This is a genomic window from Geodermatophilus bullaregiensis (assembly GCF_016907675.1).
In the GTDB taxonomy this organism is placed as follows: domain Bacteria; phylum Actinomycetota; class Actinomycetes; order Mycobacteriales; family Geodermatophilaceae; genus Geodermatophilus; species Geodermatophilus bullaregiensis.
In genome coordinates, this window is record NZ_JAFBCJ010000001.1 from 2,327,506 (window position 1) to 2,340,055 (window position 12,550).

At 74.6% G+C, this 12,550-nt stretch carries 15 protein-coding genes; 7 read left to right on the forward strand and 8 right to left on the reverse strand.

All coding sequences use genetic code 11. From position 1 onward, the window contains the following. Positions 1-140: 140 nt before the first annotated feature. Positions 141-1,955, reverse strand: coding sequence for a phosphoenolpyruvate carboxykinase (GTP) (locus tag JOD57_RS10955; protein ID WP_204692056.1), 1,815 nt, complete (start codon positions 1,953-1,955; stop codon positions 141-143). A 217-nt stretch (positions 1,956-2,172) separates the two neighbouring features. Between JOD57_RS10955 and JOD57_RS10960 the strand changes: the two genes are divergently transcribed. Together JOD57_RS10960 and JOD57_RS10965 are read left to right on the forward strand one after the other, a co-directional pair. Next, the gene (locus JOD57_RS10960; protein ID WP_204692057.1) at positions 2,173-2,466 is read left to right on the forward strand and encodes a beta/alpha barrel domain-containing protein; all 294 of its coding nucleotides are present in this window, start codon (positions 2,173-2,175) and stop codon (positions 2,464-2,466) included. Then, positions 2,463-2,882 (forward strand): hypothetical protein, encoded by a 420-nt coding sequence (locus JOD57_RS10965; RefSeq protein ID WP_204692058.1) that lies wholly within the window; start codon positions 2,463-2,465, stop codon positions 2,880-2,882. The genes JOD57_RS10960 and JOD57_RS10965 overlap by 4 nt, the downstream gene beginning before the upstream one ends. A gap of 79 nt (positions 2,883-2,961) precedes the next feature. Here JOD57_RS10965 and JOD57_RS10970 read toward each other — a convergent pair whose 3' ends face one another. After that, a complete protein-coding gene (locus JOD57_RS10970) occupies positions 2,962-3,495 on the reverse strand; it encodes an SRPBCC family protein (RefSeq protein ID WP_204692059.1) in 534 nt (177 codons plus the stop codon). Next, positions 3,492-3,833: an ArsR/SmtB family transcription factor gene (locus JOD57_RS10975; RefSeq protein WP_204692060.1), complete on the reverse strand. Its 342-nt coding sequence runs from the start codon at positions 3,831-3,833 to the stop codon at positions 3,492-3,494. The genes JOD57_RS10970 and JOD57_RS10975 overlap by 4 nt, the downstream gene beginning before the upstream one ends. Before the next feature lie 73 nt (positions 3,834-3,906). Between JOD57_RS10975 and JOD57_RS10980 the strand changes: the two genes are divergently transcribed. Further along, positions 3,907-4,158 carry a hypothetical protein gene (locus JOD57_RS10980; protein ID WP_204692061.1) on the forward strand — a complete coding sequence of 84 codons (252 nt, stop codon included), beginning with the start codon at positions 3,907-3,909 and terminating at the stop codon, positions 4,156-4,158. Positions 4,159-4,241: 83 nt separating this feature from the next. After that, on the forward strand, positions 4,242-4,484 hold the full coding sequence (locus JOD57_RS10985; RefSeq protein ID WP_204692062.1) for an acyl carrier protein: 243 nt from the start codon (positions 4,242-4,244) through the stop codon (positions 4,482-4,484). Positions 4,485-4,557: 73 nt separating this feature from the next. Here JOD57_RS10985 and JOD57_RS10990 read toward each other — a convergent pair whose 3' ends face one another. The 3 genes from JOD57_RS10990 to JOD57_RS11000 all read right to left on the reverse strand — a co-directional run bounded on the left by JOD57_RS10990 (position 4,558) and on the right by JOD57_RS11000 (position 6,761). After that, positions 4,558-5,211, reverse strand: coding sequence for a DsbA family oxidoreductase (locus JOD57_RS10990; protein ID WP_204692063.1), 654 nt, complete (start codon positions 5,209-5,211; stop codon positions 4,558-4,560). 7 nt (positions 5,212-5,218) lie between these two features. After that, a complete protein-coding gene (locus JOD57_RS10995; RefSeq protein WP_204692064.1) occupies positions 5,219-6,244 on the reverse strand; it encodes a cation diffusion facilitator family transporter in 1,026 nt (341 codons plus the stop codon). A gap of 139 nt (positions 6,245-6,383) precedes the next feature. After that, complete coding sequence (locus JOD57_RS11000; protein ID WP_204692065.1) at positions 6,384-6,761, reverse strand: FKBP-type peptidyl-prolyl cis-trans isomerase; 378 nt, start codon at positions 6,759-6,761, stop codon at positions 6,384-6,386. A gap of 97 nt (positions 6,762-6,858) precedes the next feature. Between JOD57_RS11000 and JOD57_RS11005 the strand changes: the two genes are divergently transcribed. After that, positions 6,859-7,248, forward strand: coding sequence for a VOC family protein (locus tag JOD57_RS11005; protein WP_204692066.1), 390 nt, complete (start codon positions 6,859-6,861; stop codon positions 7,246-7,248). Between the two features lie 10 nt (positions 7,249-7,258). Here JOD57_RS11005 and JOD57_RS11010 read toward each other — a convergent pair whose 3' ends face one another. Next, positions 7,259-8,005, reverse strand: a complete 747-nt coding sequence (locus tag JOD57_RS11010) for an SDR family oxidoreductase (RefSeq protein WP_307824611.1) — start codon at positions 8,003-8,005, stop codon at positions 7,259-7,261. A 57-nt stretch (positions 8,006-8,062) separates the two neighbouring features. On the opposite strand from JOD57_RS11010, the gene JOD57_RS11015 reads away from it, so the two are divergent. Beyond that, positions 8,063-9,772, forward strand: a complete 1,710-nt coding sequence (locus JOD57_RS11015) for a glycoside hydrolase family 13 protein (RefSeq protein WP_204692067.1) — start codon at positions 8,063-8,065, stop codon at positions 9,770-9,772. Positions 9,773-9,892: 120 nt separating this feature from the next. Here the strand turns inward: JOD57_RS11015 and JOD57_RS11020 are convergent, their stop codons facing one another. Beyond that, positions 9,893-11,176: an MFS transporter gene (locus JOD57_RS11020; protein WP_204692068.1), complete on the reverse strand. Its 1,284-nt coding sequence runs from the start codon at positions 11,174-11,176 to the stop codon at positions 9,893-9,895. A gap of 125 nt (positions 11,177-11,301) precedes the next feature. On the opposite strand from JOD57_RS11020, the gene JOD57_RS11025 reads away from it, so the two are divergent. Beyond that, positions 11,302-12,543 carry an MFS transporter gene (locus tag JOD57_RS11025; RefSeq protein WP_204692069.1) on the forward strand — a complete coding sequence of 414 codons (1,242 nt, stop codon included), beginning with the start codon at positions 11,302-11,304 and terminating at the stop codon, positions 12,541-12,543. Positions 12,544-12,550: the final 7 nt, after the last annotated feature.

Here is a 12,550-nt window from a genome sequence, read left to right on the forward strand (position 1 = left end):
TTCTCCTGCCACGCTAACCGACGGCGGGGCGCGGGGCCGGGAGACGGCACCGGGCCGTGTCGGGACAGGACGCGGGCCCCGCCCCGGACGACGCTGTCCGGTGCGGGGCCCGCGAGGTGCCCCTGCAGGAGGGTCCTCCTCTAGGCGAGCCGGCTCTTGAGGATCTCCAGCTCGTCCCACATGGTGCTGGGCAGCTTGTCCCCGAACTTCTCGAACCACTCGGTGATCTGCGGGATCTCGGCGCGCCACTCGTCCTTGTCGACGGCGAGGGCCTTGCGCACCCGGTCCTCGGTCATGTCCAGGCCGGAGACGTCGAGGGAGTCCGCCGCCGGGACGTGGCCGACCGGGGTCTCCTCCGCGGCCGCGGTGCCCTCGAGGCGCTCGACGACCCACTTGAGGACCCGGCTGTTCTCACCGAAGCCCGGCCACAGGAACCCGCCGTCCTCGTCGCGGCGGAACCAGTTCACGTAGAAGATCCGCGGCAGCTTGGTGGCGTCGTGCGCCTTGCCGGTCTCGACCCAGTGCCGGAAGTAGTCCCCGGCGTTGTAGCCGATGAAGGGCAGCATCGCGAACGGGTCGCGGCGGACGACGCCGACCGCGCCGGTCGCCGCCGCCGTCGTCTCCGAGGACAGCGTGGCGCCCATGAAGACGCCGTGGTTCCAGTCCCGCGCCTCGGTGACCAGCGGGATCGTGGTCTTGCGGCGGCCACCGAAGAGGATCGCCGAGATCGGCACGCCCTTCGGGTCGGTGTACTCCGGCGCGAGGATCGGGCACTGGGTGATCGGGGTGCAGAACCGCGAGTTCGGGTGCGACGAGGGCTCGTCGGAGTCCGGCGTCCAGTCCTGCTTCTTCCAGCTGGTGAGGTGCGCCGGCGGCTCGTCGGTCATGCCCTCCCACCAGACGTCGCCGTCGTCGGTGAGGGCCACGTTGGTGAAGACCGAGTTGCCGTTGTCGATGGTGCGCATCGCGTTGGGGTTGGTGTCCCAGCCGGTGCCCGGGGCGACGCCGAACAGCCCGTACTCCGGGTTGATGGCGTAGAGCCGGCCGTCCTCACCGAACCGCATCCAGGCGATGTCGTCGCCGATGGTCTCGACCTTCCACCCGGGGATGGTCGGCTCGAGCATCGCCAGGTTCGTCTTGCCGCAGGCGCTGGGGAAGGCCCCGGCCACGTAGTACGTCTTCTGCTGCGGGCTGGTCAGCTTGAGGATCAGCATGTGCTCGGCGAGCCAGCCCTCGTCGCGGGCCATCGCCGAGGCGATCCGCAGCGAGTAGCACTTCTTGCCCAGCAGGGCGTTGCCGCCGTAGCCCGAGCCGTAGGACCAGATGGCCCGCTCCTCGGGGAAGTGCACGATGTACTTGGTCTGGCTGCAGGGCCACGGCACGTCCTCCTGGCCCTCCTCCAGCGGGGCGCCCAGGGAGTGCATGGCCGGCACGAACGGCCGGTCGGTGCCCATCGCCTCGAGGATGCGGCTGCCGATGCGCGCCATCACCCGCATCGAGACGACGACGTACTCCGAGTCGGTGAGCTCGACGCCGAACATCGGGTTCTCGGCCTCGACCGGGCCCATGCAGAACGGGATGACGTACATCGTCCGGCCGCGCATCGAGCCGCGGTACAGCTCGGTCATGATCGACTTCATCTCGTCGGGGGCCATCCAGTTGTTGGTGGGCCCCGCGTCGGCCTCGTCGACCGAGCAGATGAAGGTGCGGTCCTCGACGCGCGCGACGTCGCTGGGGTCGGAGGCGCACCAGAACGAGTTGGGCTTCTTCTCCAGGCGGGTGAAGGTGCCGGCGTCGACGAGCCTCTGGGTCAGCCGCTCCCACTCCTCGTCGGTGCCGTCGACCCACACCACCTGGTCCGGCTGCGTCAGCTCCGCCATCTCCCGCACCCAGGCGAGCAGGCGGGCGTGCGTGGTCGGGGCGTTCTCGAGACCGGGTGTGGCCAACTGAGTCACGGCGTCTCCATCCTCTGGGCACGCCGGGTGCGAGGGACACCGGCGCCGGTACCTGCTGTGTGCGGGACGGCGGGGTGTCTCCGGCCGTCCGGTCGGCAAAGCGTACAAGCGGGGACACCTGCCTGTAACGGTGAGAGATGTTACGTATAGGACGTCTTGTCAGGCGCGTCCCAGTCCCCCGGAAGAGCGCCGTCCGCCGTGGTGTTGGGGTCCTGTCGTGACCGGTCCCACACCTGCGACGCCCGCCCTGCTGACCCCGCTGGCCGTGCGGGGGGTGACCCGGCCCAACCGGCTGGTGGTCGCCCCGATGTGCCAGTACTCGGCGACCGACGGCCTCGTCGGCGACCACCACCTCGTGCACCTCGGGCGCTTCGGCCTCGGCGGCTCCGGCCTGGTCCTGGTGGAGGCCACGGCGGTGACGCCCGAGGGCCGGGTCAGCCACGGGGACTCGCTGGGCCCCTGGACCGGACCGGAGCCGGTGCAGGTCCGGGCGCCGCAGCGGACCTCGTGACGTCGTCGCGCTCGGCGCTGGTCGCCGTCTCCGGGCTGCAGCTCGCGGCCGACCTCGCCGGGCAGGTGCTGGCGCTGCGCCGGCAGCGGGCCTTCGACACCCCGGTGCTCGCCGGGGACCCCGCCACGGTGGGGCGCGACTCGTGGTGGGCCGGGACGGCGCTGAGCCCGCCCGCGTGGACGGTCGCCGCGCACGGCTGGGCGCTGGCCCGGCTGGTCGCCGGCCCGGATCCGCGGGCGACCGCGGTGCTCGGCTGGGTGGGTGCGGCCCTGGTGCCCGGCTACCTGCAGGAGCGACTGGTCCGGCAGCGGCTGCGGTCTCCCGGGACGGACCGGCTCGAGACGGCCGTCGTCGCCGGCGGGCTGGCCGCCGCGGTCGCGATGGCCGTGCTCGGCCGGCGGGCCGCCCGGGCCTGAGGACCCCTCGCCGGCTGCTCCCGCGCTCCGCGGGTCCGATCCGGCCCGCGGAGCGCGGAACGGGCCCGCGGCGCGCCGGTCAGGCGTCGGGCGCGCGGCCGTAGGCGGGACCGGTCGCGGCCAGGAAGGCGTCCCAGTCGGCGGGGGCCGGTCGCCCGCCCACCTCGGCGTCGAGCTTGTCGAGGTACCAGTGCCAGCCGAGGGCGAAGTCGGGGACGTCGGTGCCAGCCGGGAACACCTGGACGAAGTGCAGCGTGGTGCGGCCGCTCTCCACGGTGAGGTCGAGCTCGACCCGCCAGTCCTCCGCCCCGGCCTGCACCCACTCGACGACCAGCCGGCGCGGCGGGTCGCACTCGACGATCGTCACCTCCTCGCTCGCCGGCTCGGACTCGTGGGTCATGGTGAACGAGCCGCGGCCGCCGGGGGCCCGCTCGCCCTCGTAGGTGCCGATCCAGCGGGGCAGCCGGTCGGGCTCGGTGAGCGCGGCCCAGACCTCGTCGGGGCCGTCGGGCCAGGACCGGCGGAACTCCAGGCGCTGCCGGCCGTCGGGGAGCGTGGTCACGGACCCGCGGCGGTCGGTCGGAGCCGCGGCGGGGGTCTGCTGGTCGGTCACGGGGCGTCTCCGTCCGTCGGGGGGTGCGCCCGGGCCCGGCGGCCGCGGGCGATCTCGGTGTCCAGCGCGTCGAGCCGCTGCGCCCACAGGTCGCGGTAGGGCTCCAGCCACTCGTCGAGCTCCCGCAGCGGCCGCGGGTCGAGCGCGTAGAGCCGCCGGCGTCCCTCGACCCGGCTGCGGACCAGCCCGGCCTCGCGCAGCACGCGCAGGTGCCGGCTGACCGCCGGGCGGCTCACCAGGAACCGGCCGGCGAGCTCCCCGGCGGCGAGCTCCCCCTGCGCCAGCAGGTCGAGCAGCTGCCGGCGGGTCGGGTCGGCGATGGCCGCGAGCGCCTCCACGGTGCATGCGTAACACATCGGTTACGCATGCACCAGCGGTTCGGCGCCGGTGCAGGCGGGCACCCGGGAGCGCATGACCGTCACCGACCCCGACGTCCCGGACCCGCTCAACGACCCCCGCACGACGCAGGCCGACCCGGGCGCCTACGGCCAGGGCGCCGACCTCGCCTCGACCGCGGACGACCCGGTGTCCACCGGCGCCGAGGAGCTGGCCGCCGACGCCCCGGAGCCCACGGCCGGGCAGACGCCCGCCGACGACGCCGGCGGCGGCGACGTCACCGGCGGGGCGTTCTCCGAGGCGCCGCCGGAGGCCGGGCGGTCCTGAGCGGGTGACGGCCCGTTCCGTTTCGTCGCGCGATGGCGGGGCACCTGCTCGGGCGCCCAACCCCATCGACGAGGAGGTCCCCCATGGCCACCGGTGAGACCGGTTTCGAGGACGTCGCCTTCGACCTGATCTCCGTGCAGTACCACTCGCTGAAGGCCGGGCACGACTACGGCCAGTACGTGCGGGACGCCGAGAACGCCGGCCTGGACGACATCGCCGCGTTCTTCCGCGAGGTCATGGAGCAGGACTCCGCGCGCGCCCGGCGCTGCCACGAGCTGCTCCGGAACATCTCCGGGACCGAGCAGGGCGGCCCCGCCACCCAGTAGGAGGCGGACCACCCTTCCTGTTGCAGCAGGTCACGGGGCCCCCCACCTGCGGGTGGGGGGCCTCCATCGTGTCTCAGGAGGCGGTCAGCGGCGCGCGGTCGGCCCAGGCGCGCTCGAGCAGCTGGAGCAGCAGCTCGGCGGGCTGGGCGCCGGAGGCGCCGTAGCGGCGGTCGACCACGAAGAACGGGACGCCGGTGGCTCCCAGCGCCTGCGCGGTGGCGACGTCGGCCAGGACGGCGGAGCGGTGCCGGCGGTCGGCCAGCGCGGCGCGCACCTCGGCCTCGTCCAGGCCGACCTCGACCGCGAGCGGCACCAGCGACCCGACGTCGAAGACCGGGCGCCCCTCCTCGAAGTGGGCGTGGAACAGCCGCTCCTCCATCGCTCCCTGCAGCCCGCGCCCGGCGGCGAGGTGGACGAGCTCGTGGGCCAGCAGGGTGTTGCCGCTGACGCCGTCCGCCAGGTGGTAGGACAGCCCCTCCCCGGCGGCGGTCTCCTCGACGTGCCGCATCATCGCCCGCACCTCCTCCACCGGGCGCCCGTACTTCCCGGCCAGGGCCGGCAGGGTCGGGTGCGTCTCGCCCTCGGGGATCGAGGGGTCGAGCTGGAAGGACCGCCAGAGCACCTCGACCTCGTCGCGGTGCGCGAAGCGCTCCAGCGCGGTCTCCAGCCGGCGCTTGCCGATGTAGCACCACGGACAGACGACGTCGGACCAGACCTCGATGCGCACGGGTCGCTCAACCGCGGTCCGGCGGCCGTTCTTCCGGCCGGTGGGCCTCCGCCCGGGCCCGGCCGTCGCCCGGGGTGGGGTCGAGGAAGACGAACCGCACGCCGGGGTGACGGGCCACCAGCCGGCGCTCGGCCTCGTCGGAGGCGCGCTCGACGTCGGCCACCGTGGCCTCGTCGGCGAAGTCGACCTTGGCCGAGACGACGAGCTGGCCTGGCCCGATGACCGAGGTCATCAGCACCGGGACGTCGACGACCTGGTCGAGGCCGGCGATCTCGGCCCGCAGCCGGTCCTCGATGCCGCGCGGGACCGACTGGCCGATGAGCAGCGAGACGTTGGCCCGCGCCAGCGACCCGGCGACGACGAGCAGCAGGACGCCGATGAGGATCGCCGCGACGCCGTCCCACACCGGGTCGCCGGTCACCTGCTCGAGGACGAGCCCGAGCGCGGCGAGCACCAGGCCGACCAGCGCGGCGCTGTCCTCGAAGGTGACCGCCTTGACCGTGGTGTCGCTGGTCTCGGCCAGGTAGCGCCGCCACGTCGTCCCCCACCGGCGGGCCGAGCCGCGCACCTGGCGGACGGCCTTGAGCCAGGACGCGCCCTCGAGCAGGAACGAGACGCCCAGGACGACGTAGGCGATCAGCGGGTCGCCCTGCTCCTCGCCCTCGAGGATCGTCTCGACGCCCTGGTAAAAGGAGAAGCCGGCACCCAGGGTGAAGGTGGCCAGGCAGGCGAGCAGCGCCCAGAAGTAGGTCTCGCGCCCGTAGCCGACCGGGTGGCGGGCGTCGGGCGCCTTCGTGCCGCGCTTGAGCGCGACGAACAGCAGCACCTCGGTGATCGTGTCGGCCACCGAGTGTGCGGCCTCGGACAGCATCGCCGAGGAGTGGCTGACCAGCCCGCCGACGAGCTTGGCGATCGCGATGCCGAGGTTGGCCAGGCCCGCGACGACGACGGTGCCGGTGGACTCGGCGCCCGACGTCCCCCCGGAGGCCTCCTGCACCAGGGTGTGGTCGCGGGTGGGCACCGGCTCGGTCATGGCCGCACCCGTGCCCATCCGTTGCCCGGCGCAACCACCGGGTGGCCCGCGCGATGATCAGGTGACCTGATCGCAGCGCGTCCTCCCCGACGTCCCACGGTCAGGGAGGACACCGCACGATCAGGCCACCTGATCGTCGCTAGCGGACGCCGACGAGGTCGACGACGAAGACCAGCGTCGCGCCGGGCTTGATCACGCCGCCGGCACCGCGGTCGCCGTAGGCCTTGTGCGGCGGGATGGTGAGGCGACGGCGGCCGCCCACGCGCATGCCGGCCATGCCCTCGTCCCAGCCCTGGATGACCATGCCGACGCCCAGCCGGAACTCCAGCGGGTCGCCCCGGTCCCAGGAGGCGTCGAACTGCTCGCCGCCGTCGTGCGTGACGCCGACGTAGTGGGCGCTGACCAGGTCGCCGGCCTTGGCCTCCGGGCCGTCGCCCACGACGAGGTCCTCGACCACCAGGTCGGCGGGGGCCGGTCCGGTGGGCGGCTCGACGTCGGGGCGGGTGGGCTGGGACATCGGTTCTCCTCGGGTCGGCGCCGGGTGGTCTCCGACGGACTCGCCCCATCCAAACAGCCGTTCCCCCGGGTCGCCGGGCGGGCTACGGTCCGGCGGCGTGATCGACCACCTGGGGCTGCAGTCCGCCGACGTCCCGGCCGCCGTGGCCTTCTACACCGCGGTGTTCGCACCGGCCGGGTTGCGCGAGGCGATGCGGTACGAGACGCCGGACGGGCCGGTCGTCGGGATGTGCGGGCCCGACGGGCACCCGCAGCTGTGGTTGAGCCCGCTGGCCGAGGGCACCGAGCGCCCCGTGCACCTGGCGCTGCGGGCGCCGTCGCGGGAGGCGGTGGACGAGGTGTTCGCCCTGGCCCGGGAGCGGGACGCGGAGGTGCTGCACGAGCCGCGGGTGTGGCCCGAGTACCACCCGGGCTACTACGGCGCCTTCTTCCGCGACCCGGACGGCAACAACGTCGAGGCGGTGCACCACACCCCGCCCGAGGGGTGACCCCGTCGGTTCATCGGCCGCCGGTGACGTCCAGCAGGGTCCCCGTGCAGTAGCCGGAGTCCTCGCCGAGCAGCCACAGCACGGCGGCGGCCACCTCCTCGGGCGACCCGGCCCGGCCCATCGGCACGGTCGGTCCGATCCTCGCCACCCGGTCCGGCTGGCCGCCGCTGGCGTGGATCCCGGTCTCGATGATCCCCGGGCGGACGACGTTGACCCGGACGCGCTCGCCGGCCACCTCGCGGGCCAGCCCGACGCCGAGGGTGTCGACGGCGCCCTTGCTGGCGGCGTAGTCGACGTACTCGCCGGGTGACCCGAGCCGGCTGGCGACCGAGGAGACCAGCACGACCGAGCCCCCGGACCCGCCGTGGCGCGTGGACATCCGCCGCACCGCCTCGCGGCAGCACAGCACGGCGCCGAGCACGTTGACCTCGAGCATCCGCCGCACCCGCTCGGCGGTGTACTCGTCGACCCGCGCCCGGGCACCGACGATGCCGGCGTTGGCGACCAGCCCGGTGACCGGGCCCAGGGCGTCGGCGGCGGCGAACGCGGCCAGGACGTCGTCCTCGACCGCGACGTCGGCGCGCACGGCGGTGGCGGTCCCCCCGGCGGCCTCGACGTCGGCGACGACGGCGGCCGCCGCGGCCTCGTCGCCCCGGTAGGTCAGGGCGACCGACCAGCCCGCCGCCGTGGCGGCACGGACGGTCGCCGCACCGATGCCGCGGCTCCCGCCGGTCACGAGCAGCACTCCAGGGGGCACGGTCGGCGACGGTAGCGCGCGGGTGCGGGGCGGCGTGCGCCGTGCTGGGCTGGCGGCATGCCCGCCGACGACTCCCCCTGGTGGACCCGCGCCGTCGTGTACCAGGTCTACCCGCGCTCGTTCCAGGACTCCGACGGCGACGGGATCGGCGACCTCGGCGGCATCCTGCAGCGCCTGGACCACCTGGCCGACCTCGGCGTCGACGTCGTCTGGCTCTCGCCGGTCTACCCCTCGCCGCAGGCCGACAACGGCTACGACATCAGCGACTACGAGGGCATCGACCCGCTGTTCGGCACGCTCGGGCAGTTCGACGAGCTCGTCGCCGGCCTGCACGCACGCGGGATCCGGCTGGTGATGGACCTGGTGGTCAACCACACCAGCGACGAGCACCCGTGGTTCGTCGAGAGCCGCTCGTCCCCGGACTCCCCGAGGCGCGACTGGTACTGGTGGCGGCCGCCGCGTCCCGGGATGGCCGCGGGCGCTCCGGGCGCCGAGCCGACGAACTGGCACTCCTTCTTCTCCGGGCCCACCTGGACCCTCGACGAGGCCAGCGGCGAGTACTACCTGCACCTGTTCGCCCGCAAGCAGCCCGACCTGAACTGGGAGAACCCCGAGGTCCGCCAGGCGGTGTACGCGATGATGCGCCGCTGGCTCGATCGCGGCGTCGACGGCTTCCGCATGGACGTCATCAACATGATCAGCAAGGACGTCGGCCCGGACGGCGCGCTGCACGACGGCCCCCAGCTGCCCGGGATCCCCGACGGCGACGGGTCGGGCTCGTTCCTGTGCGGGCCGCGGATCCACGAGTTCCTGCAGGAGATGCACCGCGAGGTGTTCACCGGGCGGCCCGACCGGCTGCTCACCGTGGGCGAGATGCCCGGCGTGACGGTCGAGCAGGCGCGGCTGTTCACCGACCCGGCGCGCGCCGAGGTGGACATGGTCTTCCAGTTCGAGCACGTCGGCCTGGACTTCGACGAGTCCAAGTGGCACCCGCGGCCGCTGCGGATGCGCGACCTCAAGGCCTCCCTCGGCCGCTGGCAGGCCGGCCTGGCCGACGTCGGCTGGAACTCCCTCTACTGGGACAACCACGACCAGCCGCGGGCGGTCTCCCGCTTCGGCGACGACTCCCCGCGGTTCCGGCGCGACTCGGCGACCTGCCTGGCCACCCTGCTGCACCTGCACCGCGGGACGCCCTACGTCTACCAGGGCGAGGAGGTCGGGATGGCCAACTTCCCGTTCACCGCGCTCGAGCAGTTCCGGGACGTCGAGTCGCTCAACCACCACGTGCAGGCCGTCGCGCACGGCGCCGACCCGGCCGGGGTGCTCGCCGCGCTGCGCCGGATGAGCCGCGACAACGCGCGCACGCCGGTGCAGTGGGACGCCTCCCCGCACGCCGGCTTCACCACCGGGACGCCGTGGATCGCGGTCAACCCCGACCACACGGAGTGGAACGCGCAGACCCAGCGCACCGACCCGGCCTCGGTGTTCGCCCACCACCGGCGGCTCATCGCGCTCCGGCACGACCTGCCGGTGGTGGCGCTCGGCGACTTCACGATGCTGCTGCCCGAGCACGACGAGGTCTACGCGTTCACCCGCTCCCTGGAGGGCGACACGCTGCTCGTCGTCTGCAACGTCAGCGGGTCGGTCCAGGACCTGGCCGCGCTGCTCCCGGAGGCCGTGGACGCCGAGGTCGTCCTCGGGAACCTGCCCGAGGACGACCCGGCGGTGCTGCGCCCGTGGGAGGCCCGGGTGCTGCGGCCGTCGTGACGCCGGCCTCCCTCACAGCGGTGTGCCGATCGGTTGGTGGCCGTGGCCTCCGACGCCGGCGGTGACGTGCGCTGAGGGCTCGTCCTGGAGACCGAAACGCGCGGTAGGCGCACACCTCTGTCAGACCGGTGCGGTGACTGCGGCCGGCTCCTCCTCGGCGGGCACGTGCAGCGGGTGGGCCAGCTCGTCGGCCGGCAGCCGCCAGCCCAGGACGGCGACCAGCGCGAGCACCGGCGGCACGAGCCCGGCGAGCAGGAAGGTGCCGGTCAGGCCGATCGCCCCGCTGACCGGGCCGGCCAGCGCCATCGACAGCGGCATGAACGCCATCGAGACGAAGAAGTCGAGGCTGGAGACCCGGCCGAGCAGCGCGGCGGGCACCCGCCGCTGCAGCAGCGTGCCCCAGATGACCGTGCCGGCCTCGAACGCCGCCCCGAGCACCCCGGCCGCCGCGATCATGACCCACAGCTGCGACGTCCAGCCGAACACGACCAGCGGGATGCAGCCGGCGCCCCACATCAGGTTCATCACCGTGAGGTAGCGGCGCGGCAGCCGCAGCGAGGCGACGACGGCCGACCCGACGGCTCCGCCGATCCCGAAGGCGGCCAGCACCCAGGCGTGCTCGGCCGGCCCGCCGCCCGCCCGGTCACGGACCGCGAACGGGACGAGCACCTCGAACGGGCCGATGATCACCAGGACCATCAGCGAGGCGAACAGCAGCGTGGCCAGCAGCCACGGCGTGCGGACCATGTAGGACACGCCCTCGCGGACGTCGGCCAGCAGCCCCGGGCGGTCGGCGTCGTCCCGGCGGACCGGCGTCGTCGGCAGGGCCGCCACGCAGGCCGCCGCGGCGGCCTGGGTCAGCGCCGTCGCCGCCAGCGCGGCACCCGGCGAGACGGCGGCCACGAGCAGGCCGCCGGCCGCCGGGCCCGCGGCCATGGCCAGCGCCGGGCGGACCACGCCCTCCAGGCCGTTGGCCGCCAGCAGCTCGGCGGGCGGGACGACGGCGGGCACCAGTGCCGAGTAGGCCGGGTAGTAGAGCCCCATCGCCAGGCCGCCGGCCAGGGACGCCGCGGCCAGCGGGCCGAGCGCCAGCGCGCCGGCCAGCGAGAGCAGGGCGATCGCGCCGACGGCGGCCGTCTGCAGCAGCGCCACGCCGAGCAGGATCCGCCGCTGCGGCACCCGGTCGGCCAGGGCGCCGCCGAGCAGCGTGCTGGCCAGCATCCCGGCGGCCTGCAGCGCGGTGACCAGGGACAGCGCGGCCGGGCCGCCGCCGAGGTCGACGACCTGCCAGACCAGCGCGACCGTCCACAGCCCCTGGGCGAACAGCGACAGGCCCATCGACGAGGCCAGCAGGCGGTAGGAGCGGGAGCGCAGGGGCGCGAGCGCGCGCGGCAGGCCGGCCATCTCCCCCTCCTCGTCGGTCCCGGCAGCGTGCCGGGCGGTGCGGTCATGCTGCCGGGGGCCACCGACAGGACGCACCCGGTTTCCCGGACGACACCCGGCACACCGGCGTCTAGGGTCCGGACCTCGTGGGGGGACTGGTCGAGGCGGTGCTGCCGGCCCGGATGGGGACCCCGTTCCGCTGGCTGGTCGCGTCGTCCTGGGTGAGCAACCTCGGGGACGGCGTCGCGATCGCGGCCGGGCCGCTGCTGGTGGCCGGCCTCACCAGCGACCCGCTGCTCGTCGCGCTGGCCGCCCTGCTGCAGCAGCTGCCGTGGCTGCTGTTCGGCCTGCACGCCGGCGTCCTCGCCGACCGGGTGGACCGCCGGGCCCTCGTGGTCGCCGTCGACCTCGCCCGCGCGGGCGTGCTCGCCGTCCTGGTCCTCGCGCTGGCCACGGGCGACGTCGGGATCGCCGCCGTCCTGGGGGCGCTGTTCGTGCTGGGCGCCGCCGAGGTCTTCGCCGACACCGCGTCGGGCACGCTCCTGCCGATGGTCGTGCCGCGCGCGGACCTGGGCATCGGCAACGCCCGCCTGACCGCCGGCACGCTGACGATGAACCAGCTGGCCGGCCCGGCCGTCGGGGGCCTGCTCTTCGTCGCCGGTGCCGCCTGGCCGTTCGCCGCGCAGGCGGTGCTCGTGGCGCTCGGCGCGGTGCTGGTCTCGCGGATGCGGCTGCCGGCGGCGACCCGGCCGTCGGAGCGCGCCACGGTGCGGCGCGACGTCGCCGAGGGACTGCGCTGGACGTGGGGCAACCCCGCCGTCCGCACGCTGACGCTCACGATCGTCCTGTTCAACGTCACCTACGGCGCGGCCTGGTCGGTGCTGGTGCTCTACGCCGACCAGCGGCTGGGCCTGGGCGCCGCCGGCTTCGGGCTGCTGACGACGATGGTCGCCGTCGGCGGGATCGCGGGGACGGCGTCCTACGACTGGCTGGAGCGGCACGTCGGCCTGGCGCACCTGATGCGCGTCGGCCTGGTCGTCGAGACGCTCACCCACCTCGGCCTGGCGCTGACCACCACCCCGTGGGTGGCGATGGCGGTGCTGGCCGTCTTTGGGGCGCACGCCTTCGTGTGGGGGACGACGTCGCGCACGGTGCGGATGCGCGCGGTGCCGGCCGGGCTGCAGGGGCGGGTCGGGAGCCTGTACGCGATGGGCCTGTTCGGCGGCATCGTCGCCGGCCAGGCGCTGGGCGGGGTCATCGCGCGGGTCGCGGGTGTGACCGGCCCGTTCTGGTTCGCCTTCGCCGGGTCGGCGGTGCTGCTCGTGCTCCTGTGGCGCCAGCTCGGCCACGTCGCGCACGCCGACGATGCCACGCTCGCCGTGACGTGATGGTCGA

What these genes read in the sequence shown, in the direction of transcription:
- JOD57_RS10980 (WP_204692061.1), top strand. Translation starts at nt 3,907, where the DNA reads ATGACCGTCACCGACCCCGACGTCCCGGACCCGCTCAACGACCCCCGC.
- JOD57_RS10985 (WP_204692062.1), top strand. Translation starts at nt 4,242, where the DNA reads ATGGCCACCGGTGAGACCGGTTTCGAGGACGTCGCCTTCGACCTGATC.
- JOD57_RS10995 (WP_204692064.1), bottom strand. Translation starts at nt 6,244, where the DNA reads ATGACCGAGCCGGTGCCCACCCGCGACCACACCCTGGTGCAGGAGGCC.
- JOD57_RS11000 (WP_204692065.1), bottom strand. Translation starts at nt 6,761, where the DNA reads ATGTCCCAGCCCACCCGCCCCGACGTCGAGCCGCCCACCGGACCGGCC.
- JOD57_RS11015 (WP_204692067.1), top strand. Translation starts at nt 8,063, where the DNA reads ATGCCCGCCGACGACTCCCCCTGGTGGACCCGCGCCGTCGTGTACCAG.
- JOD57_RS11020 (WP_204692068.1), bottom strand. Translation starts at nt 11,176, where the DNA reads ATGGCCGGCCTGCCGCGCGCGCTCGCGCCCCTGCGCTCCCGCTCCTAC.